This is a genomic window from Candidatus Pelagibacter sp. (genome assembly GCF_052049855.1).
Classification (GTDB): Bacteria; Pseudomonadota; Alphaproteobacteria; order Pelagibacterales; family Pelagibacteraceae; genus Pelagibacter.
In genome coordinates, this window is record NZ_JBNGZE010000002.1 from 553547 (window position 1) to 575940 (window position 22394).

General features: G+C 32.0%; 21 protein-coding genes. 13 read left to right on the forward strand and 8 right to left on the reverse strand.

What is annotated here, in order from left to right:
* Positions 1-27: 27 nt before the first annotated feature.
* The 6 genes from ACTT9X_RS05125 to ACTT9X_RS05150 form a co-directional block, all read right to left on the reverse strand.
* Entirely contained in the window at positions 28-882 is an 855-nt protein-coding gene (locus ACTT9X_RS05125; RefSeq protein ID WP_075484335.1) for an ABC transporter permease, read from the reverse strand.
* 2 nt (positions 883-884) lie between these two features.
* Complete coding sequence (locus ACTT9X_RS05130; RefSeq protein ID WP_075484336.1) at positions 885-2150, reverse strand: ABC transporter permease; 1266 nt, start codon at positions 2148-2150, stop codon at positions 885-887.
* Positions 2151-2218: 68 nt separating this feature from the next.
* On the reverse strand, positions 2219-3334 hold the full coding sequence (locus ACTT9X_RS05135; RefSeq protein ID WP_440934576.1) for an extracellular solute-binding protein: 1116 nt from the start codon (positions 3332-3334) through the stop codon (positions 2219-2221).
* Positions 3335-3463: 129 nt separating this feature from the next.
* Entirely contained in the window at positions 3464-4549 is a 1086-nt protein-coding gene (locus ACTT9X_RS05140) for an ABC transporter ATP-binding protein (protein WP_440934577.1), read from the reverse strand.
* Between the two features lie 45 nt (positions 4550-4594).
* Positions 4595-5764 carry a M24 family metallopeptidase gene (locus ACTT9X_RS05145; RefSeq protein ID WP_440934578.1) on the reverse strand — a complete coding sequence of 390 codons (1170 nt, stop codon included), beginning with the start codon at positions 5762-5764 and terminating at the stop codon, positions 4595-4597.
* On the reverse strand, positions 5764-6510 hold the full coding sequence (locus tag ACTT9X_RS05150; RefSeq protein ID WP_440934579.1) for a maleate cis-trans isomerase family protein: 747 nt from the start codon (positions 6508-6510) through the stop codon (positions 5764-5766). The genes ACTT9X_RS05145 and ACTT9X_RS05150 overlap by 1 nt, the downstream gene beginning before the upstream one ends.
* 59 nt (positions 6511-6569) lie before the next feature.
* Between ACTT9X_RS05150 and ACTT9X_RS05155 the strand changes: the two genes are divergently transcribed.
* From ACTT9X_RS05155 to ACTT9X_RS05165, 3 genes are read left to right on the forward strand one after another with little or no spacing between them, the layout of a single operon-like run.
* On the forward strand, positions 6570-7442 hold the full coding sequence (locus ACTT9X_RS05155; protein ID WP_440934580.1) for a DMT family transporter: 873 nt from the start codon (positions 6570-6572) through the stop codon (positions 7440-7442).
* Entirely contained in the window at positions 7406-8380 is a 975-nt protein-coding gene (locus ACTT9X_RS05160; RefSeq protein WP_440934646.1) for an NAD(P)-dependent oxidoreductase, read from the forward strand. Before ACTT9X_RS05155 ends, ACTT9X_RS05160 begins: the two co-directional genes overlap by 37 nt.
* Positions 8381-8400: 20 nt before the next feature.
* Positions 8401-9831, forward strand: a complete 1431-nt coding sequence (locus tag ACTT9X_RS05165) for an aldehyde dehydrogenase family protein (RefSeq protein WP_440934581.1) — start codon at positions 8401-8403, stop codon at positions 9829-9831.
* Here the strand turns inward: ACTT9X_RS05165 and ACTT9X_RS05170 are convergent.
* Positions 9815-10966, reverse strand: a complete 1152-nt coding sequence (locus tag ACTT9X_RS05170) for a TauD/TfdA family dioxygenase (protein ID WP_440934582.1) — start codon at positions 10964-10966, stop codon at positions 9815-9817. The genes ACTT9X_RS05165 and ACTT9X_RS05170 overlap by 17 nt on opposite strands.
* Positions 10966-11697, reverse strand: coding sequence for a class II aldolase/adducin family protein (locus tag ACTT9X_RS05175; protein ID WP_440934583.1), 732 nt, complete (start codon positions 11695-11697; stop codon positions 10966-10968). The genes ACTT9X_RS05170 and ACTT9X_RS05175 overlap by 1 nt, the downstream gene beginning before the upstream one ends.
* A 125-nt stretch (positions 11698-11822) precedes the next feature.
* Here ACTT9X_RS05175 and ACTT9X_RS05180 point away from each other — a divergent pair, with 125 nt between their 5' ends.
* The 10 genes from ACTT9X_RS05180 to ACTT9X_RS05225 all read left to right on the forward strand — a co-directional run bounded on the left by ACTT9X_RS05180 (position 11823) and on the right by ACTT9X_RS05225 (position 22393).
* Complete coding sequence (locus tag ACTT9X_RS05180) at positions 11823-12848, forward strand: quaternary amine ABC transporter ATP-binding protein (RefSeq protein WP_440934584.1); 1026 nt, start codon at positions 11823-11825, stop codon at positions 12846-12848.
* Position 12849: 1 nt separating this feature from the next.
* Positions 12850-13311: a thioesterase family protein gene (locus ACTT9X_RS05185; RefSeq protein WP_440934585.1), complete on the forward strand. Its 462-nt coding sequence runs from the start codon at positions 12850-12852 to the stop codon at positions 13309-13311.
* Positions 13312-13351: 40 nt separating this feature from the next.
* Entirely contained in the window at positions 13352-14305 is a 954-nt protein-coding gene (locus ACTT9X_RS05190) for a DMT family transporter (protein WP_440934586.1), read from the forward strand.
* Entirely contained in the window at positions 14302-15270 is a 969-nt protein-coding gene (locus ACTT9X_RS05195; RefSeq protein ID WP_440934587.1) for a 2OG-Fe(II) oxygenase family protein, read from the forward strand. The genes ACTT9X_RS05190 and ACTT9X_RS05195 overlap by 4 nt, the downstream gene beginning before the upstream one ends.
* A gap of 105 nt (positions 15271-15375) precedes the next feature.
* Entirely contained in the window at positions 15376-16545 is a 1170-nt protein-coding gene (locus ACTT9X_RS05200) for an LLM class flavin-dependent oxidoreductase (protein WP_440934588.1), read from the forward strand.
* Positions 16542-18245: a thiamine pyrophosphate-binding protein gene (locus tag ACTT9X_RS05205; RefSeq protein ID WP_440934589.1), complete on the forward strand. Its 1704-nt coding sequence runs from the start codon at positions 16542-16544 to the stop codon at positions 18243-18245. The genes ACTT9X_RS05200 and ACTT9X_RS05205 overlap by 4 nt, the downstream gene beginning before the upstream one ends.
* On the forward strand, positions 18242-18829 hold the full coding sequence (locus tag ACTT9X_RS05210) for an amino acid synthesis family protein (RefSeq protein ID WP_440934590.1): 588 nt from the start codon (positions 18242-18244) through the stop codon (positions 18827-18829). The genes ACTT9X_RS05205 and ACTT9X_RS05210 overlap by 4 nt, the downstream gene beginning before the upstream one ends.
* A 6-nt stretch (positions 18830-18835) precedes the next feature.
* Complete coding sequence (locus tag ACTT9X_RS05215; RefSeq protein WP_440934591.1) at positions 18836-19618, forward strand: alpha/beta fold hydrolase; 783 nt, start codon at positions 18836-18838, stop codon at positions 19616-19618.
* The gene (locus ACTT9X_RS05220) at positions 19611-21092 is read left to right on the forward strand and encodes an aldehyde dehydrogenase (protein ID WP_440934592.1); all 1482 of its coding nucleotides are present in this window, start codon (positions 19611-19613) and stop codon (positions 21090-21092) included. The genes ACTT9X_RS05215 and ACTT9X_RS05220 overlap by 8 nt, the downstream gene beginning before the upstream one ends.
* A 110-nt stretch (positions 21093-21202) precedes the next feature.
* Positions 21203-22393, forward strand: coding sequence for an ABC transporter substrate-binding protein (locus ACTT9X_RS05225; RefSeq protein WP_440928048.1), 1191 nt, complete (start codon positions 21203-21205; stop codon positions 22391-22393).
* Position 22394: the final 1 nt, after the last annotated feature.

The window sequence follows — 22394 nt, forward strand, 5'->3', positions numbered from 1 at the left end:
TATATATGAATAATTTATTTGGGTAAATTACCTATTTATTCCTCTTAATCTTTCAGATCTTCTTCTTAATAACTCTGCACTAATTAATATCAAGGTAGATAAAAGAATTAAACAAGTTGCAACTGCAAGAATTGTGGGGCTTAGTTGTTCTCTCAAACCAGTCCACATCTGTATTGGGATAGTTGTATTTTCTAATCCTGCTAAGAATAATACCACAACAACTTCATCAAAGGATGTTACAAAAGCAAATAATCCCCCAGAAATTACTCCTGGTAATATTAAAGGGAGTGTTATCTTCATAAATGTGTTAACTGGGTTACTACCCAAACTTGCGGCAGCTCTTGTTACGCTATGATCAAAACCTGAAAGTGTAGCTGTTACAGTAATAACAACAAACGGTGTTCCTAATATAATATGTGCCAAAACTATTCCTGTGTGAGTTGCTGCTAAACCAGCTTTTGCCATGAAAAAGAAAATTGCAACGCCTGATATAATTAATGGAACAATCATTGGAGATATTAAGGTCGCCATTATCAATCCTTTATAAGGCATATGTCTACTGCTGAGTCCTAGTGCAGCTAATGTACCTAAAATAATTGATCCAATTGTTGCAAAGATTGCAATTATGAAGCTATTTTTTGCCGCTAGTCCCCATGGATTTTTAGTTCCATAAATCATATCTTTATACCATCTCAAAGAGAATGCATCTGGATCAAGATTTTTCATTCCTTCAGAAAAAACTAAAAATTCTTCTGCATTAAATGATAAAGGAAAAATTACAAATAAAGGTGCAATCAAAAAGAAAAAAACAAAGGTACAAATCGTAAGATAAATATAATGCCAAATTCTATATCTAGTTTCTGTATAACTTGGTAATGCCATAATTATCCTAATTTAATGTTATCAACTCCAACCAATTTATTATAAATCCAATAAATAACCAAAACTCCTGTCAAAAGCATTAATCCCATCGCTGATGCAAAACTCCAATCAAGCGTTGTCTTCATATGAAATGCAATTTGATTACTTATTAAAGTTCCTGATGCTCCACCAACTAAAGCAGGGGTTATGTAGTATCCTATCGCTAAAATGAAAACTAATAAACATCCAGCTCCTATTCCTGGAATTGTTAAAGGAAAGTAAACTTTCCAAAAAGCAACGAAAGGTGTTCCGCCTAATGATTTTCCTGCTCTCATTAAACTTGGTGATATTGTTTTCATGACACTATATAAAGGTAGAACCATAAAAGGTAATAATATTTGTGTCATAGCAACGTAAGTTCCAACTTTATTGTACATCATCTCTGGCCGGTTATCGTCTCCAACTAAACCAATCATTACAAAAAAATCATTTACCACTCCTTGCTGTTGCAACAAAATCATCCAACTTGCAGTTCTGACCAGCAAAGATGTCCAGAATGGGAGCAATACACAAATCATCAATAAATTGCTGTACTTCATCGGAAGTGTTGCAAGCAAATGAGCTATTGGATAGCCCATAAAAAAGCTAAAAAGTGTAACAAAAAATGCAATTTCTAATGTTCTAAGCCATAAAATTCTGTGAATTCTTCTGTCTTCGTCTACTTGAGCTATACTGCCATCTGAAGCAACATACATATCCATACCCTTCAAATATTTTGCCATTGTATAAGGAGGGGCAGTTCTTTTAATTGCTAACCAAAACTCTACATTTCTCCATCTCTTATGAATTTTGTTAATTTGTTCTTTTATACTAATACTTTCATCAATTTTATTTCTTTTTATTTGTCTAAAAAGTCTTTTAGTAATTGTATTAAAACCATTTTTTTCTTTATTTAACCTTTGTCCTAATTTTCCATGCTCTTGCTTCTCAACAAGTACTTTATAATCTTCATAAAATCCTCTATATACTTCTTCGGGTGGTAATTCTTCAAGATTTTCCCATTTTTCCATTGCTTTGAAAGTTTTTGGAAGCATATTAGTAACCATTCTGTCATCAACACTCCTCATAAACATGTCGCCAATTGGAAATATATAAGTGATAACAAGAAATAATAGTAATGGAGCTACAAGAAGAAATGCTTTTATTTTATTCTTCTTTTCTGCTTTTTTTAAACTAACTTCTAAAGGTATTCCGTCAGTTGTTAATATTTGTTTTGTTTCAGAGCTCATAAAAAAATAGGGCGGTTAAAAATAACCGCCCTAAATATATTATATAAATTCAGTGTTTAAAACTGAAATTATAGTCCCGCTTTCATTGCTTCCCACTTCTCACTGATTTCAGTATTGTTATCAGCCCAGAAGAATGGGTCTACTAAGAAATAATTCTTAGTGTTTGCGGGAGCTGTTGGCATTTGTGGCATCATTTCAGTTTTACCGTCTTTGTACCAAGGCTCACCAGCAGTAATTACATCAAGAGATGATTTTCTGTATGGTGCATAAGCAATATACTTCGCACTACCAGCTAACATTTCTGTGTTAGTCATCATTGCAAGAGCTTTTTTAGCATCAGCTTCGTTTGGTCCACCTTTAACTAATGCAAAGTATTCATAATCAAGACCTTGACCATCCCATACTTGTACAAGTGGTGCACCTTCACCAACTATTGCATTAAAAAATCTTCCGTTCCAACCAGTTGCCATAACAACTTCACCACTCATTAAAAGTTCTGGTGGTTGAGCACCTGCAGACCAGAATACACATCCACCATTTGGATCTGTACATAATGCTTTGATTTTATTCATTGCTCTGTCGATTCCACCATCTTCTAAAAGTTTTCTGTAAACTCTAGTTCCGCCATCACCCAACTTAACACCGTCAGCTGCTAAAGCGATTTCTAGGTTTGTTAAAGCACTTTTATAGATAGCTCTTTTTCCAGGAAACTTTTTAGTATTAAAGAAATCTTTAATAGTCTTTGGAGTGCCTTTAACATTATTTTTGTTATAAGCATAATTCCAAGAATATAAAATGTTACCTACAGCACATTCACTCGGCATTGGTGCAAAGAAATCTTCACTTGCTTTAGTTCCATCTGGTGCTGCTGGGAAATCTTTGTCAAAATCAAATTTAACAAATATTCCTTCGTCACATCCGTTAATAGTGTCGAATGCAAATACATCTATGATATCCCAAGTGATTGCACCTGCTTCTTTCTGTGCTTTGATCTCTGATAAACCACCAGAATAGTCAACCCAATTGATTTCTATTCCAAGTTTTTTAGCAGTAGGATCACCATACCCTAGCTTTTGAGACTCTGTATAAGCTCCACCCCAAGATGCTACAGTAACAGCAAAGGCTGAAGATGTTAGAGACACAACAAAAGAAAGAGCTAGTAATAATTTACTTATTTTTCTCATTATTCCTCCGTTTAAACGTTGATATAAATTAATTTATATAAGTAAAATTACAACAAATAGGGATGATTAAGTCAACAGCTGATTTTGTCGTTAGATACATGTATTAAACATATATATTTTTAAATGAGATTATTTTGGGTCTAATGCTCTAGCATCAACACTATTCCAGCCAATATTTATATCTTGACTTACTTTTAACTCTAAATTGGATGTGCTGTTGGGTACTTTAAGAATAAACTCTGAGCTTCCTAAAAGATTTAATCTAACTCTTGTATGATCGCCGTGATAAATTACTTCTTCAATCTTTCCAGTAAACATATTATCCATCTTATCAGTCGGATTAATTAACGCTCTTTCAGGTCTTAAAGAAACAGTTGTTTTCTCACCTTTAGACTTTACAGAAATTGGATTGGCTAGTATTTCTGAATTGGCTAATTTAACTTTGCATTTATCTTTATCGATATCCACAACTTCACCATTGAAAGTATTGTTCTCACCAATAAACTCAGCAACAAAAGAATTTACTGGCTTCTCATAAAGTTCAGCTGGATTTGAAAGCTGTTGAACTTTTCCATCATTAAATACCGCAATTCGGTTTGACATAGTTAATGCCTCACTTTGATCATGAGTTACATATACAACTGTTACACCAATACTTTCATGAATATGTTTTATTTCATATTGCATGCTTTCTCTTAAATTTTTATCTAATGCTCCAAGTGGTTCATCCATTAATACGACTGCTGGATCAAATACCAAAGCTCTTGCAACTGCTACCCTTTGTTGCTGACCACCAGAAAGTTGAGCGGGCATTCTGGTTTCAAAACCACTTAATGAAACCATCGATAATGCTTTATCAACTTTTTTATCTATTTCGTCTTTTTCAACTTTTCTTACTCTTAACGGAAAAGCTAAGTTTTCATAAACTGTCATATGTGGAAACAATGCATAGTTTTGGAAAACCATACCAATACCTCTTTTATGAGGAGGAATGTTAGAAATTATATTTCCATCTAATAATATTTCACCATGAGTTGGTGTTTCAAAACCAGCCAACATCATTAGACACGTTGTTTTACCTGAACCAGATGGACCAAGCATTGTTATGAATTCGCCTTCTGCAATATCTAATTGAAGATCTTTAACGACAAGAACTTTGCCGTCGTAACTTTTATCTACTTTATCGAATTTTACAAATTCTTGATTTTTAGACATAAAGGAGAATATAAAACATTTGTGTAAATATATTTCAATAGCTAATTAACTCTTAATATGAAGCTCTTTTGGAAAATTACAGAACAATTCTGATCCATTCTCTGTAACTCTTATGGCCTCAGACGCTTCAACACCCCAATCACCGAACTGCATTACTGCTATCATATGAAAACAAACATTGGGTTCAAGAACTGTCATATCTCCTTTATAAATATTAAGTGTATGCTCACCCCAATCAGGAGGATAACCAATTCCAATCGAATAACCCGTTCTAGATTTTTTTTCTATTCCATATTTATCTAATATTTTCCAAAAGGCTTCTGCAACATGATCTGCTGTATTTCCAGGTTTAATTTGACTTATGCCAGCATTTAAAGCTTCAATTGTTTTGTTCATTGTATCAATCTTTAATTGATTGGGTTTTCCAAGCAGAACTGTTCTCGCCATTGGAGCGTGATATCTCTTATAAACACCAGATAATTCAATAATTGTAGCCTCACCTTCTACAAATTTATCTTGTGTTGCTGTTAAATGTGAAGCTGAAGTACCTTTCCCTGTTGGAAGTAATGTTGCAATACTAGAATATTCTCCTCCAAATTCTTCTGTTCCATAGAATAAAGTTTTTTGAATTTCACCTACTGCATCGCACTGTCTTACTCCTGGGTTAATAACCTCCATTGCAGTTTTCATTCCTTTTTCAGAAATTTTTGCAGCAGATTTCATGAAACCTATTTCAGCATCTGATTTTACTAACCTTGCCCAATTAACTAAACGATCACTATCTTTGATTTTTGCATTAGGTAATCCTTGCTTTATTTTTTCATAACAAAACGCAGTGAAGTAATGCGCATCCATTTCTAATCCAATGCATATCTTATCCCATTTTCTTTCTTTTATAATCTCTACCAAATTATCATAAGGATGTTTTGGCCAAGTATGGATATAATTTTCGTCATAAACTAAAATATTCTCATCCTTTAAATAAGTTTTAATATATGCGCCACCTGCATCTTGAGCCCTAACAAAACATAGAGGCTCGTCTGCATCTATATGAACAATTGCACATTGAGCATAATAAAAAGACCATGCATCATAACCTGTTAGGTAATTCATGTTGTTAGTGTCATGTGAGATTAAAAGATCGATGCCTTTTTCTTGCATCATTTTTTTAACTTTTGTTAATCTTTGCTTATATTCTTCTTTTGTGAACGACATTAATTTTCATTAAATAATTTACCAAATCCTTCGACGGAATTATTTTTGTTTATTTTAACAAGCGTATCCCAAATTAAAGCCTGATTGCTAGATAAAACTGTAGTATTTAATTTTTTTTCTAATTTATCAATAATTGGCAATACTGGTAAAGCAGTACAAGAAACAAAGAGAGCCTCTGCTCCATTTAAATTTATTTCTGATAGAACGTTAAATAAATAATTTTGATCAACTTTTCCGATATCGTAATCAGCTTCTATATCAAAGTAAGAATTTGAAGTAACTTCAAACCCTTCGTTTTTAAAATATTCCAAAACTTCATCGTTAAGTTTTTTGCTATAAGGTGTAAATAGACTTATCTTACTTATATTTAACTTCTTTAAAGCTTTAATTGCAGCGGTACTTGGAGTTGTCACCTCTGCCATAGGTTTTGCAGCTTTTACTTTTTTCTCTATAGATTCATAACCTGCAGCTATTGTTCCAGAGGTACAGCCATAAACAACACAATCGATATCCTGATCAGGTAATATATCTTTTGTTACCTCGGTTACTTTGTTTGACATTTTGATCAAATTTTCTTTTGTTAGCGGGTTATAGCATTCAATACGATTTACAAAAAAATCAACTTCTCTGTCTTTAATTACGTTTATAAAATCTCTTTCAATCATAAAATCGCTTGCAAGCGCAATAAGTCCAATTCTTGGATTTGATTTGGTGATGTATTTAGGATCTATTTTTGTTGAATTCATATTTTAAAAGGTGAATATATCAGAAGTTCTTTAATAATCATTAATATAAAAAAATAGGTATGAATATAAAAGATACTTTCGTAGCATCCTTGGTGCCTATTTTTTTAGGCTTTGGTTTTGTAATAGCTAAACCAGCATTTGAATCTTTTCCTCCTATTCTTTTAATGGGTATCAGATTTACATTTGCTGCATCATTATTAATTTGGTGGTTTCCAATACCAAGAGGATATTTAAAAAGAATTTTTGCTGCATCATTAGTCGCTAATACATTGCAATATAGCATTACCTATACTGGTTTAGATTTAATTGATGCATCTTCAGCAGTTCTTTTAGTTCAGATGGAAGTTCCGTTTGGAGTTATTTTTGCTTACTTCATGCTTAAAGAAAAGCCAACTATTAGAGCTTTGATTGGTATAGCTATCGCATTTGTTGGTGTTTATATTTTAACTGGATCTCCTAACTTGGATGGAAAATTTATTGGAATTGGACTTACGATTTTAGGTTCAGCTGTATGGGCTCTCGGTCAAGTTATGGTTAAACCTTTAAGTAAAGAAATAAATCCTTTAGCGTTAGTTGCTTGGTTAGCATTATTCTCTGGACCAATATTGGTAATGTTATCTGCAATAATTGATGGAAACACAATTAATTATCTAACAAATGCAAAATTTGATCATTGGATTATTGCTATTTATATTGGTTTCATCATGCAGCCAATTACATACGGTTGTTTCTATTATGTTTTAAAAAATAACCCACTTTATAAAGTGCTTCCAATTGTTACTATGGGGATACCACCAACAGGTTTATTGGCTGCTATATTTCTTTTAGGTGAAAAACCAACGCCAGAATTATTTATAGGTGGTGCAATAATCATTATTGGTGTGATTTTAATTGTATTTACAAAAAACAAAAAAGAAGAGGAAATAAAATGAAAATTGGATTTATTGGTTTGGGTAATGTTGGTAGAAAACTTGCAGGAAGTTTGTTAAGAAATAATTTTGATCTTACGGTAAGAGATTTAGATGAAACTTTAACAAATTCTTTGAAAGACTTAGGTGCTAAAGTTGCAAAGTCTCCAAAAGAATTAGCTGAAAAATCTGATTTAATCATCACCTCTCTTCCATCGCCTGAGGTGTCTGCTGAAGTAATGGAGGCTGACGATGGAATTCTAAATGGTTTATCAAATAATAAAATTTGGCTAGAAATGAGTACCACAGACGAAAATGAAGTTAAAAGACTTGGGAAAAAAGTAATAGAAAAAAAAGCTACACCAATGGATGGGCCTGTGAGCGGTGGATGTCATAGAGCAGCAACAGGTAATATTGCTATATTCGTTGGTGGAGAAAGAAAAGCATTTGAAAAAATTTTACCTGCATTAACTGTTATGGGAAGAAAAATATTGCACACTGGTGAGCTTGGTACAGCAAGTGTATTAAAAGTAATTACAAATTATCTAGCATCTGCACATTTAGTTGCATTAGGTGAGGCTTGGACTGTAGCAAAAAAATCTAATTTAGATCTATCAAAAACTTATAAAGGAATTGCCATTTCATCTGGTAATTCATTTGTGCATGAAACCGAAAGTCAGGTTATATTAAATGGATCTTACAATATAAATTTTACAATGGATTTAGTTTTAAAAGACACAAGTCTATTTGATAATCTTGCAAAAAAACTAAATGCCCCTTTAGAAATTTCTCCACAAATCGTTGAAATTTTTAAAGATGGTCAAAAAAAATATGGCTCTAGAGCTTGGTCATCAATGATTGTGAAAAGGATGGAGGATTTAAATAATATTAATTTTAGAGCTAATGGTTTTCCCGATGAGTTGGTTGATAATGAACCTGAGGAAAAAGGATATGAAATTTAATTAATGTGTTAAGATAAAAAATGTTAGATAAAAGAAAATTTTACATAAATGGTCAGTGGGTTGAACCAATTAAAAAAAATGATTTTGACGTAATTAATCCATGCAATGAAGACCCATTTGCTGTTATTTCTTTAGGTTCAAAAGAAGATACAGATTTAGCTGTTAAATCAGCAAAAAATGCCTTTGATACTTGGAAAGAAACTAGCAAGGAAGAAAGGCTCAATTTACTTGAAAAATTATCATCAGTTTATAAAAAAAGATTTAATGAAATGGCCGAGGCTATTTCTCTAGAAATGGGTGCACCAATGGATTGGGCAAAAGATGTTCAAACAGCTTCAGGGAAAGATCATTTAGATGATTTTATTTTAAGATTAAAAAATTTTAAATTTGATGAACACTTTGATAATAAATCAAATAATCATATCTATTATGAACCAATTGGAGTTTGTGGATTAATCACACCGTGGAATTGGCCAATTAATCAAATTGCTTTAAAAGTCGTTCCTGCATTCGCAACTGGATGTACAATGATTTTAAAACCATCAGAAATTGCTCCTATTTCTGGAATGATATTTGCAGAAATGATTGATGAAGCAGGTTTTCCAAAAGGTGTATTTAATTTAGTAAATGGAGACGGTGCAGGAGTGGGAACCCACATTTCAAGCCACCCTGATATTGATATGGTTTCTTTCACAGGTTCAACACGAGCAGGAAGATTAATTTCAAAAAACTCTGCAGAAACAATTAAAAGAGTTTGTCTTGAATTAGGTGGAAAAGGTGGAAATATTGTTTTTGCTGATAGTTATAAAGATGCAGTAAGAGACGGTATTAGAAATGTAATGAGTAATTCTGGTCAATCTTGTGATGCACCAACAAGGATGCTTGTTGAAAAATCAATTTATGAAAGAGCTGTTAAAGAAGCTGTAGATGAAGCAAACAAAATTAAAGTAGATCAAGCTTCAAAAAAAGGAGATCATATAGGACCAGTAATTTCTAAAATACAATATGATAAAATTATAAATCTTATTGAAAGTGGAATTTCTGAAGGCGCAACTCTAGCAGCAGGTGGACCTGAGCTACCAAACGGTTTGAACAAAGGATACTTTATCAAACCAACTATATTTACAGATGTAACTAATGAAATGAGAATTGCTAAAGAAGAAATTTTTGGACCTGTGTTATCTATAATTCCCTTTGAAACTGAAGATGAGGCGGTCAATATTGTAAACGATACTTCTTATGGTCTTGGAAATTATTTGCAAACTGAAGATAGAGAAAAAGCACATCGTGTTGCTAAAAAATTAAGATCAGGCTGTGTTTACATTAATGGAAATGGAGCAGATGCCGGAACTCCATTTGGTGGTTACAGACAATCAGGTAATGGGAGAGAAGGAGGTGTTTGGGGCCTTGAGGAATATCTTGAAGTAAAGAATGTTACTGGTTGGAGTTAACCGAATTTTTTAAATATCTTAGTCTTCCAATAATTTCATCTCGATCCATGTAATAACCTTGTAAATGTCTATGTCCTGAGTTTGGATCATATTCAGTTCTACCGTGTAATAATCGTCTGTTGTTAAAAGAAAAAATATCACCTGGTCCTAATCTAAATTTAATCTGGAATTGATCGTCATGAAGCAAATTTCCAAATCGATGATGAGCTTTGTAAACTTTATCCATCAAGTCAGGATGACAGTCTAAAGCATCCATAGTTGCTACGCTAAACCGAATATCATGGTAATCATTATCTTTTGTTAGAGATATCGCGGGTGCGTAATAACTTCTAACAGACTCTTGTGTATAATCCATGTCTCTAAATTTTAAATGAACGTTTACTAGCGTATCAAATATTTCTTTCTCATTTTTTCTTAAATAATCTGCAACTGCAAAGCCGTCTACGGCGGATGAGTCTCCTCCAGTTGCAGAATTTACTAAACAATGAAGAAACTGATATCCAGGTGGTGTTTCAAACCAAGGTAAATCCATATGATTTCTTAAAGCATGCGCTGTGTAAGCAGAATTATTTGGTTTAGGAATGTTTATTACTTCAAATGGTGTTTTAAAAAAAGTTTCTCTGGTATGGCTAATTCTGTTTAAAATTTTAAAGCCAGAATTATTTTCAGTTGGAGCATTTTTTACTATAGCAATTCCAGTATGATGTAAAAGCTCTAACCATCTGATAAGTCCTTCATCTGAACTAATAATTTCATCATGCTCAATCTCGATTGACTTCAGGTCATTTTGTAAAGAATTGTCCCAAAGTTGATATGGTGATTTATATTCTAAATTATTTTTTATTGTATAGCAGTTTTCTCTTAACCAATTTTGATCAAAATAACTAACGTGGTCTCCTTCACTCCATTCAATTTCAAGCTTACCTTCGTTATTTACTACAAATTTTTTTGGGTTAATATTATTTGATACTTTTAAAATATTAAACATTCTATGACGTGAGTCTTTATCGTGTGCAGTTGGACAATTGTCTCTTAGCCATAAATAATTAAATTTACTTTTTTTTCCATCGCTCCAATCAACTTCTAAATTTGTAGAATTTTTAGTTATATTTTTAATTGTAAAATTTTGTTCCATTAATTTTTATAATTTGAATGTTCTCTCTCTAGTTTTCTTAATAAAGCAGCCCACTCTGTTTTTCCATCATAATTATAATCATGAGAGTAACTCATGTTTTCCCAGAAATATGCAGCTTTTTGTTTGTCTATTTCATGTTTGTTTAAACCCATAGCAAGATTTTTTACCTGAACTGAACATGCTTGCTCCAGATAATAAGCTCTGAAAAATGCTTCTGCAGCAGTTTTTCCTACTGTGTAATATCCATGATTTCTAGTAATCAAAATGTCGTGTTTACTAATTAGGTTTTCAAATTTACTTCCAAATTCTTTGTCCTCAACAAATTCATAATCAATATATCCAACAAGATGATTTAAATAAACTGCAGCCTGTGAGAGATACATTAAACCCTCTTTAGTACCACCAACTGCCATCACATCGTTGGCATGTCCGTGAACATAAAAGTTTACATCATTTCTTTTGTTAAAAATCCATTGAGCAAGATTAATGCATCCATCATTTAACCAAGGTCCATCTGAGTCTAATTTTTTTCCGTTCTGATCAATTTTAACTAAAGATGAAGCGGTAATTTCTTCATAAAACATTCCGTATGGATGAACAAAAGAACAATTTTTATCTTCAGCAGATCTTGCGCCCGCGCATTGATTTGCAAGATCAGTCATACCGTACATATGTAAAATTCTATAGAGAGCGGACAACTCTAGTCGCACATCTTTATCTGTTTGCGCCATATATAAAATTCTTATTTAAAAAATAAGTAAAAGCAAATAAATACAACCGTTATTTCTTAAAACAATTATAAGTTGTATAATATTTGTTTTACATATGATGATTGTAACTGTTAGAACATTACATCATGTCAAAAATTGAGATCAACAACGTATACAAAATTTTTGGAAACAACCCGTCTTCTGTACTGCCAATGGTAAAAGAAGGTGCAACAAAAGATGAAATTTTAGAGCAAACAGGTCATACCGTTGGATTAGATAATGTTTCGCTTAAAATTGAAGAAGGAGAAACCTTTGTTTGTATGGGTTTATCAGGATCAGGGAAATCAACACTAATAAGACATCTAAATAGACTAATCGATCCAACTGATGGCGAAATTTTAGTTGAGGGTACAAATGTAATGTCACTTGATAAAGATAAGCTTATCGAATTTAGAAGACATAAAATGAGCATGGTATTTCAAAGATTTGGTTTATTCCCACATAAAACAGTGATTCAAAATGTTGGTTACGGACTAGAAATGCAAGGGAAAGGTGAAGATGAAAGAAATAAAATCTCAATGGAAAAAATTGATGCAGTTGGTCTAACTGGTTTTGAAAATCAATATCCTGCTCAATTATCAGGAGGAATGCAGCAACGTGTTGGGTTAGCAAGAGCATTAGCTACTGATACAGATATCATGTTAATGGATGAAGCTTTCAGCGCTCTAGATCCTCTGATTAGAAGTGATATGCAAAAACAATTAATTGATCTTCAAGCAGAACTAAAAAAAACAATTGTATTTATTACTCACGATCTAGATGAATCATTAAGATTGGGTGATCATATCGGGATATTAAACTCTGGAAAATTAGTACAAGTAGGAACTCCCGAAGAAATTATTATGAACCCTGCTGATGATTATGTAAAAGCTTTTGTAAAAGATGTGAATAGAGCAAAAGTTATAAAGGCAAAAATTATTATGAAAACTGCTGATCAAGCTAATGACATAGATAAATCAAACTTAATAAAAGTAAATGAAGACGAATTTATAGAAGATTTTTTACCAAAAATCGTTTGTTCTGACTCAAATTGTGAAGTGGTTGATAAAAGTGGAAATGTAAAAGGATACATTTCAAATCAAGAATTACAGTCTTCATTAACAAGATCATAAAGTGTTATTAAAAACTTTCGAGGTAAAAAAAGAATGGGTTGATTACAACAATCATATGAATATGGCTTATTATGTGCTTGTTTTTGATCAAGCATGGGAAGTTGCTCTTGAAAAATTTAAAATGGGTGGAACAGCAGCAAAAAATCTTAATAGAAGTACAATGGTTGTTGAAACTAATACTAAATATTTAAATGAGGTAAAAGAGGGAGAAATGGTCAATGTTAATCTGACTTATTTTGATCATGATAAAAAAAGATTACATTTAAAAATGGAAATGATTTCTCAAAAAACTAACAAACTTTCAGCTTCTATGGAATGGATATCGCTTTATATTGATTTAAGCAAAAGGAAAGTTACTGAATTTGAAGAGGAAAAAGTAAAGTTAATGAAAGATTTTATTGAAGAAAATAAGTCAAAATTTTCAAGCGAAGGTCTTCTATTCTCTTCTAAATTAAAGAAATAATTAAATATTCTATACAATTTTTTTTTGATATAGGTGCATAATGGACGCTAATAATAATTCAAAAGGAATACTTTTAATTATTACTGCAATGACATTTTTTGCAATGCAGGATGCTTTAATTAAATTCATTTTTGAAAAAGCAGCTTTGTATGAAATATTTTTTGGAAGATATTTTGTTGCAGCAATTTTGCTATTTGGTTATATAAAATTCAGAAAACAAAAAGTCTCTCTTAAAACTTACTATCCTTTTTTAACAATACTAAGAGTGATTTTGCATTTTATTGCTTTTTCTGCTTTTTTTATCTCATTAACTTTTATGCCTTTAGCAACAGCAAATGCTCTATTCTTTTCCTCCCCTTTTTTCGTATCAATATTTGCAAAATTGTTTTTAAAAGAGACTATTGGTATTAGAAGGTGGTCAGCAATTGTTTTTGGTTTTATTGGTGTTTTTATAGTCTTAAATCCAAATTTTTCAGACTTTGAATATCGGAGTCTTTTACCAGTTTTTTGTGCATTTTGTTATGCTGCTTCGATGACAATCACTAAATATACATCTGATAAAGATGATGTTAACACCCAATTATATTACTTTTATCTTATTGCAATATTGCTGTGTATAATTTTATATATTTTTATGGGTAGTGGTCAGCTTAATAATCCAAACTTTGATCCAACAATACAATTCATCTTTAGAGAATGGTTTTCAAATATTGAATATACATGGAAATTTATTTTATTTTTTGGTTTTGCTGCATCAATAGCTTTTGTTTGTATTTTTTCAGCATATATAGTTGCATCACCATCAGTTGTTTCTTTGTTTGAGTACTCATTAATAATTATGTCTATGATACCTGGCTACTTTTTATTTAATGAAGTACCAACAACCAGAACATTTATTGGTGTTGCGTGTATTATAGCAGCTGGAATTTATATTTACATGAGAGAGCGAGTTAGAGATCAGTATATTGCAACTGAAACTCCAGTAAGAAGATGAGTAAAAGCTATATACCTACAATCAATATATCTTCACTAATTAAAAATAATTTTGAAACTCAAAATGCATTCAAAACAATTAAAAAAATTGAAAAAGCTTGTGTCAATGTAGGATTTTTTCAAATTACTGGACATGGAATTAATCTGAAAGAAATAAATAAAACATGTGAAGTTGCCAATAAATTTTTTAATTTACCAGACAGCACGAAAAGAAGATTAGCACCTAAAAAATGGAATAAAAAAAATAAAAATTTATACAGAGGATATTTTCCTAATGATGTTAATGGAAAAGAAGGTCTTGATATAGGTGATTTAAAAGTAACTAAAAAATATTCTTCAAATCTCAAAAATCAATACATAGAGTTTATTAATCTAAGCATTTGTTTTAATAGAAGCTCAATTAAAATTCTAAACATATATTTTGATAACATTTATAGATTGAGTGAAATATTGTTTAAAAGTTTAATAAAACTTTATAAAAAAAATCCTGAGATTTCTAATGCAGCTTTTTCAAGATTAAAAACTTTAAGCACATTAAGATTTAATTATTACCCAAATCAAACGAAACCAGTAGAAATATCAAAACAAGATGGAGAAGCGCTTGGATGTGAAACTCATGTTGATAGTGGAATATTTACAGTTCTCTATCAAGATAAAAAAGGTGGATTACAAGTACAAAATAGAAAAAACAAAAAATGGTATGATGTACCATTTAATAAAAAGGCTTTAGTAGTAAACACGGGAAGAGCTTTAGAATATTTAAGTAAAGGTAAATTTAAAGCAACTAATCATAGGGTTTTGTGGAATAAAAGTAAGAGGCTATCTGTTCCTTTTTTCTTTGAACCTTCCTATGATTTCAAAATGAACCAATCATTTTTAAATGAAAGTAAATCTAAAAATAATGGTGAAATTTATGAGAAATTTCTCAACAAATCTTTAAAGAAATTTATTGAATATCATCGTTAGTAATTATAAAGTTTAGATATAAAGCGATACATAACTCGTCGTTAAAATCAAAGATTTACGAAAGTGGGATCGGTCGTCTTTAAATTAACTTTTAAAGGAGGCTTTATGAAATTTGGTTATTTTTGTAATACCACAAACTGGACACACAAACCTTATCATCAATTGCTAGATGAGACTAAAGAAATTACAGAATACTGTGATCAAAACAAATGGAATTCAATTTGGTTTACAGAACATCACTTTAATCATGAGGGAATGGAATCTTGTACCAATCCATTAATGATGGGTGCAGATGCAGCTGCAAGAACAAAAAATATAAGAATAGGCCAAGCTGCAAACGTTATTACTTTTCATAATCCAATAAGATTAGCAGAAGATATTGCAACATTAGATCAACTTTCAAAAGGGAGAGTTGAAGTAGGTGTAGCAAGAGGAATTTATGGTAGAGAAGCAATAAATTTAAACAAAGAGGCTGATTTAAAAGATCAGGCTAAAAATTTCAGATTATTTGCTGAGACTTTAGAAGTATTAAAGAAAGCATGGAGTGAAAAATTTTTCAGTCACCAAGGAGAATTTTATACTTATCCATCACCAAATTATGTTTGGCAGCATGATATGAGTCCTCCAAGTGAAGAATTTATGAATATGGAAGACAGTACTATGAAAAAAATTAGTGTTGTTCCACAGCCATATCAACAGCCACATCCTCCAATTCATCAAGTTGTTGATGGAATTAGATCAATTGAGTGGGCTGCTGAAAATAATATTAATGTTATTATGTGGATTCCAACTGTAAAAGCTTTGAAACCAAAATTTGAAGCTTATAAAAATAAAAGATCAGAGGTAACAAAGAAAAATATACCTCTTGGCGAAGGGGTGTCTCTTGTAAGAGATATGTTTGTTGCAGATACGATGGAAGAAGCAAAAGAAAAAGCTGGGGAACATATGGTAAATTATATGAGATGGGTTTGTCATTGGAGAGGTTTGGGAAATCATATGGATCCTGGTGAAGAGCTACCTGAAACAAAAGGTAAATTAGATTTATTAAATTATGAATTTTTACATAAAAGAAACATGTTATTTGGAACACCAGAATATGTGATTGATAAAATTCATGAATTAAAATCTGAACTCAATTTACAAAATTTGCAAGTTTGGTCTAATTTTCCAGGTGTGAAGCATAAAGATTGTATGAAAAGTATAAAACTTTTCACAGAAAAAGTTATGCCTCACTTCCAAGATGATTTTGATACTGAAGTAAAAAAAGTTTCGTGAATAAAAGACGAAAAAGAATTAGCGGCGGACAAGCTGCTGTTCAATCATTAAAAAAAGAAAGAGTAAAACATGTTTTTGGACTTATTGGTTCAGCAACAATGGAAATGTTTGATGCTCTTTATCATGAGAAAAGTATAAAATTTATTGGTGTCAGAGATGAAAGAACTGGCACACATATGGCTGATGGTTATGCAAGAGCCTCAAATAAACCTGGGGTAATTATTGCAGGCCAAAACGGACCTGGTGCTACTAATTTAGTTACAGGGGTTGCTCAAGCAAAAGCAGCCTTTTCTCCAGTTGTTGCAATTGCGGGTTCTTATTCAACTAAAGATAAAATGGAAGATGCATTTCAGGGTTTAGATCAACAGTCTTTGTTTACACCTATTACAAAAAAAACCTGGACTATAAAAAATTCAAAAATAATTCCAAAAATTATGAGTGATGCTTTTAGTTTGGCAATGAAACCTAGAAAAGGACCTGTTTGTGTAAATTTACCAAGAAATATATTAGCAGCTTCAAACAATTATAATATCAATACTAAAAAACCATCGTTCACAAATTTAAGCAAACAAAAAGGAAATAAGGAAAATATCAAAAAAGCTGCAAAATTAATCGGATCTTCAAAATGTTCGGTAATTATTGTTGGAGCAGGAATTAAGTATAATTCTAAATACAAAGAGGTAATTAAGTTAGCTGAACTATGCAACCTACCTATTGTTACAGCAGCGGGTCATGGAGATGCAATTCCTTTTGGTCATAAATTAAATGCGGGACAAATGGGTCCTAGAGGAAATCCTGTAGCATCAAGATTAGTTAAAAATGCAGATGTTATTTTAGCAATTGGAACACGTTTAGGATTTAATTCAACTTTTTACTCCTATGAAAATATAAATAAAAAAGCAAAGATAATTCAAATTGAACTAGAAAAAACAATGCTTGGAAAATATTTTCCTGTAAAAGTAAAGATACATGCGGATGCTGCGACTGCAACTAAACAACTTTACGAAGAGGTTAAAAAAGAGAAAATTAAATTAAATGTTAAAGATTGGACTAACTCTTATTTACAAGAGAGAAAAGAATATTTGATAAATAGAAATAAAGAAAATTTGGGTCCAAATTTTCCTATACAACCAAAAGGACTATTTAAACAATTAAGAAAAGTGCTACCAAGAAACTCAGCAATTACTCTAGATGCTGGAACGTTATGTTTGCAGGCTACAGATGCTTTAGAATATTATGATCCTCCTTCATTATTTACTCCATTGGATTTTGGTTTAGTTGGTTTTTCATTTGCATGTGGTCTTGGAGTCAAGGTTGCAAAACCTAAAAAAACAGTCGTTAGTCTTATGGGTGATGGGGGTTTTGGCATGACAATATCTGAATTGAGCACTGCTGTTGAATATGGAATTAATACTACAACTATTGTGATGAACAATAAAAGTTGGGGTGCTGAAAAAGCTTATCAAAAAGATTTTTTTGGAAAAAGATATTTAGGTGCGGATATTACCAGTCCATCCTTTGATAAAGTTGCGGAACTTTATGGTGCAAAAGGTTTTAAAGTTAAAAAAATTTCTGAGATTTGTGAAGCTGTAAGAGCAGCAATTAAATCAAATAAGCCATCTGTGATTGATGTTGATGTAGATCCAAAAGCATTATACAGTTTTAGAAGAGATAGTTTCAAACATAGAGTAAAAAAATGAAATTAGAATTAAGAAAATTTACAAAATTTGTAGACAAAACTTTTATTGAAGGTGGTAAAGAAGCGAAAGAACCAGTTTTAATGGTATCAGTAGCAGCAGTTTTTAAAAATCCATGGCATGGTCAGGGTTTTGTTGAAGATCTCAGACCAACTATTTTAGATCTTGCACCAAAGCTAGGTGATTTACTTGTTCCAGAATTGATAAAAGAAATAGGATCACCTGAAAAAATATTAGCATATGGTAAGGCAGGTGTAGTTGGACTGAACGGTGAAATAGAACATGCTTCAGCTTTTATTCATACTTTAAGGTTTGGAAATAAATTTAGAGATGCGGTGGGTGGAACTTCATATTTAAGTTTTACAAACACAAGAGGACCAGCTGGATCAAAGATTGCAATTCCTATGATGCATAAAACAGACTCTGGATTGAGACCATATTACCTAACTCATGAATTTACTATTCATGATGCACCCTTCAATGACGAGGTGGTTATTGCAATTGGTGGGGCATCAAGTGGTAGAGCACATGCAAGAACTGGTGACAGATATCAAGATATGAAAGAAATGGGCATTGAGCCAAAATAATTCTTGATGATTAAAGGAACTACTGCCTCAGGAACCTATTACTTATTCAATAAAAAAGATCAAGAAGTCCCAATAGTGTTTGTGCATGGTGTTGGTCTAACTCATGAAATTTGGCAACCTCAGCTTGAATTTTTTAATTATCATTCAAATATTGCTTACGACATTTTAGGTCATGGAAGATCACCATTAGAAGAAGGTGAAATAAGTTTTGATGATTTTTCTAAACAACTTATCGAGCTTTTAGATCATCTTAAAATAAAAAAAATACATCTTGTAGGTTTCTCTATAGGGTCTTTAATTGCACGAAATTTTGCAATTAAACATAATGAACGTTTACAGACATTAACTCTTTTGTGTTCTATTTATAAAAGAACCGAAGAACAACAAAAAATTGTTAATCAAAGGTTTGAACAGGCAAAACAAGATTTAAAACTTTCAAAGCAAGCTTTAAAGAGGTGGTTTACTGATAAATATTTAGAAAATAATCCAGAAATATATGAAAAAATAACTTCAATTTTATCTGCAAATAACATGAATAATTTTCTAAAGGTTTACGAGCTATTCGTTAATCATAAAAATGATGAAGATTTTAATAAAATTAAAGCTAATACGCTAGTTGTGACAGGTGAATACGATATTGGCTCAACTGTAAAAATGTCTCAAGAATTGAATGCTTTAATCTCTAAAAGTCAATTAAAGATCATTAAAGATGGAAAACATCTTTGTGGTATTGAGTGTGCTGATGATGTAAATTTAACTATCAAAAATTTTATTGGATCAGATGAGTAAACTTAAACAATATAAAATGTTTATTAATGGAGAGTGGGTTGACTCTGAAAGTAAAAGAACATTTGAAACTCTAAATCCAGAACATAATGAGCCATGGGCAGTTGTTCCAGAAGCAAGTGCTAAAGATGTTGATAATGCAGTCAAAGCTGCTCAAAAAGCATTCGAAGGTGAATGGCCAAAACTACTTCCCAGAGAAAGAGCTAAATATTTAAGAGCTATTGGAAATCAATTGAGAGAGAATGCAGAAATGCTAGGAGAAATAGAAACAATTGATACTGGAAAACTTTACAGAGAAACAAAAAAACAAGCAGTTTATATAGCAGAATACTACGACTATTATGCTGGCTTGGCAGATAAAGTTGAAGGTACGGTTTTGCCAATCGATAAGCCAAATGTTCAAGCAATAACAACAAGAATACCTATAGGAGTTATAGCTGCAATCATTCCATGGAATTCACAAATGTTTTTAACCGCAACTAAAATAGCACCAGCACTTGCAATGGGTAATACAGTGGTAATTAAATCTTCAGAACTTGCACCTGCTGTTTTGTTTGAATTTGCAAAATTAGTTGAAAAAACTGGTATCCCTAAAGGTGTGGTGAATGTAATTACAGGATTTGGAGATCCTTGTGGTAAAAGTTTAACTACTCATAACTTGGTTGAAAAAGTTGCTTTTACTGGTGGTCCTGAAACAGCAAGACATATAATTAAAAACTCAGCAGAAAATTTATCAGAAGTAAGCTTAGAATTAGGTGGAAAAAGTCCAGTTGCAGTCTTTGATGATGCAGAACAAGAAAATGCAATAAATGGGATTACAGCTGGAATATTTGGTGCAAGTGGACAAAGTTGTATAGCAGGATCAAGACTTTATTTGCAAAAAGGAATTTACGATGAATTTTTAGATGAACTTTCAAAACGTGCATCAAAGATAAAAATTGGAGCTCCAATGGATCCAGAAACAGAGATGGGGCCTTTAAGTAATTTTAAGCAATTAGAGGTAATAGAAAAAAATATTAAAGAGACAATTGATCAAGGTGGAAAAATTAAGTGTGGAGGTGAAAGACATTCCTTTTCAAATAAAGGATACTACTTTCCCCCAACAATTATTGAATGCGACAATCATAATCTGCCTGTAGCAGAAAACGAATTATTTGGACCTGTATTATCGGTTATGAAATTTGATACGGAAGAAGAAGTAATTTCTAAAATGAATGATAATCAATATGGATTATCCTCTGGGGTTTATACAAGCAATTTATCTAGAGGCATGAGAGTTTCTAAAGCAATTAGGGCAGGAATAACATTTGTTAACACTTATCGATTAATTTCACCATCTGCACCATTTGGAGGCATTAAAGATAGTGGATATGGAAAAGAAGCAGGAATTGACTCGATTAAAGACTATACAAGAGTAAAAACAACTTGGTTCTATACATCTGATGAACCTTCTTTAGACCCCTTCTCAATCAGGTAATTTTCAGCGTCAATTAACTGTCTAAAATAGGATAATTTTGTCATTGAATATTAATAATATTCATACTTAAATTGGTCTTTTATAAATTGTTAACAATATAGAGGAAGATAATGAGAAAACTATTTATCGCTGTATTTATGTTTGTATCAAGTTTTGGTTCAAATGTAATGGCAGACGGACATTCGATTAAAATGGGGATAATCTTAGGATTCACTGGTCCTATTGAATCTCTAACTCCAGCTATGGCTGCATCTGCAGAGCTTGCTTTTAAAGAAGCATCTGATTCAGGTTCATTATTAGGTGGAAAAAAAATTGAGCCAGTAAGAGCAGACTCAACTTGTGTTGACTCAGCAGCGGCAACAGCTGCAGCTGAAGGTTTAATTTCAGGTGGTGTAGCTGCAATTATGGGAGCAGACTGTTCAGGTGTAACTGGTGCTATTGCAACTAACGTTGCTGTACCAAATGGTGTAGTAATGATTTCACCTTCAGCTACTTCTCCAGGATTAACAACTCTAGATGACAAAGGGTATTTCTTTAGAACTGCTCCATCAGATGCTAGAGGTGGTCAAATTTTAGCTGATATAACTAAAGACAGAAAAGTAAAAAGTGTTGCAATCACTTATACTAACAATGACTATGGTAAAGGTTTAGCTGATGTTTACAAAGCTGCAGTTGAAGCTCATGGTATTAAAGTTACAACTGTAACTGCTCACGAAGATGGAAAAGCAGATTACTCATCTGAAGTAGCAACTCTTGCTTCTGCAGGTGGTGATGCTGTAGCAGTTATTGGTTATCTTGACCAAGGAGGAAAAGGAATTATTCAAGCTTCTTTAGACTCTGGTGCGTTTGATAGATTTATTTTATCAGATGGTATGATTGGTCAATCTTTAGTTGATGCATTCGGAAAAGATCTAAGCAAATCATTTGGATCATTACCAGGTTCTACTGGTAAAGGTGCAGGTATATTTGCTGAAGTTGCAAAAGCTGGAGGTGTAGAAGCTTCTGGTCCTTACACAGGTGAATCTTACGATGCAGCTGCTTTAATCGTTCTTGCAATGCAAGCAGGTAACTCTGCTGACAGAGCATCAATTGCAAAAAATGTAATGGATGTTGCTAATGCTCCTGGAACTAAAATTTATCCAGGTGAACTTAAGAAAGGTTTAGACTTACTAGCAAAAGGTAAAAAGATTAATTACGAAGGTGCTACTGGAGTAACTTTTACTAGTGTTGGTGAAGCTGAAGGTTCTTTCTTAGAACAAGAAATTAAAGGTGGAAAATTCAAAACTAAAAAACAAAGATAAT

What these genes read in the sequence shown, in the direction of transcription:
- ACTT9X_RS05125 (WP_075484335.1), bottom strand. Translation starts at nt 882, where the DNA reads ATGGCATTACCAAGTTATACAGAAACTAGATATAGAATTTGGCATTAT.
- ACTT9X_RS05130 (WP_075484336.1), bottom strand. Translation starts at nt 2,150, where the DNA reads ATGAGCTCTGAAACAAAACAAATATTAACAACTGACGGAATACCTTTA.
- ACTT9X_RS05135 (WP_440934576.1), bottom strand. Translation starts at nt 3,334, where the DNA reads ATGAGAAAAATAAGTAAATTATTACTAGCTCTTTCTTTTGTTGTGTCT.
- ACTT9X_RS05140 (WP_440934577.1), bottom strand. Translation starts at nt 4,549, where the DNA reads ATGTCTAAAAATCAAGAATTTGTAAAATTCGATAAAGTAGATAAAAGT.
- ACTT9X_RS05145 (WP_440934578.1), bottom strand. Translation starts at nt 5,764, where the DNA reads ATGTCGTTCACAAAAGAAGAATATAAGCAAAGATTAACAAAAGTTAAA.
- ACTT9X_RS05150 (WP_440934579.1), bottom strand. Translation starts at nt 6,510, where the DNA reads ATGAATTCAACAAAAATAGATCCTAAATACATCACCAAATCAAATCCA.
- ACTT9X_RS05155 (WP_440934580.1), top strand. Translation starts at nt 6,570, where the DNA reads ATGAATATAAAAGATACTTTCGTAGCATCCTTGGTGCCTATTTTTTTA.
- ACTT9X_RS05165 (WP_440934581.1), top strand. Translation starts at nt 8,401, where the DNA reads ATGTTAGATAAAAGAAAATTTTACATAAATGGTCAGTGGGTTGAACCA.
- ACTT9X_RS05170 (WP_440934582.1), bottom strand. Translation starts at nt 10,966, where the DNA reads ATGGAACAAAATTTTACAATTAAAAATATAACTAAAAATTCTACAAAT.
- ACTT9X_RS05175 (WP_440934583.1), bottom strand. Translation starts at nt 11,697, where the DNA reads ATGGCGCAAACAGATAAAGATGTGCGACTAGAGTTGTCCGCTCTCTAT.
- ACTT9X_RS05180 (WP_440934584.1), top strand. Translation starts at nt 11,823, where the DNA reads ATGTCAAAAATTGAGATCAACAACGTATACAAAATTTTTGGAAACAAC.
- ACTT9X_RS05190 (WP_440934586.1), top strand. Translation starts at nt 13,352, where the DNA reads ATGGACGCTAATAATAATTCAAAAGGAATACTTTTAATTATTACTGCA.
- ACTT9X_RS05195 (WP_440934587.1), top strand. Translation starts at nt 14,302, where the DNA reads ATGAGTAAAAGCTATATACCTACAATCAATATATCTTCACTAATTAAA.
- ACTT9X_RS05200 (WP_440934588.1), top strand. Translation starts at nt 15,376, where the DNA reads ATGAAATTTGGTTATTTTTGTAATACCACAAACTGGACACACAAACCT.
- ACTT9X_RS05210 (WP_440934590.1), top strand. Translation starts at nt 18,242, where the DNA reads ATGAAATTAGAATTAAGAAAATTTACAAAATTTGTAGACAAAACTTTT.
- ACTT9X_RS05215 (WP_440934591.1), top strand. Translation starts at nt 18,836, where the DNA reads ATGATTAAAGGAACTACTGCCTCAGGAACCTATTACTTATTCAATAAA.
- ACTT9X_RS05220 (WP_440934592.1), top strand. Translation starts at nt 19,611, where the DNA reads ATGAGTAAACTTAAACAATATAAAATGTTTATTAATGGAGAGTGGGTT.
- ACTT9X_RS05225 (WP_440928048.1), top strand. Translation starts at nt 21,203, where the DNA reads ATGAGAAAACTATTTATCGCTGTATTTATGTTTGTATCAAGTTTTGGT.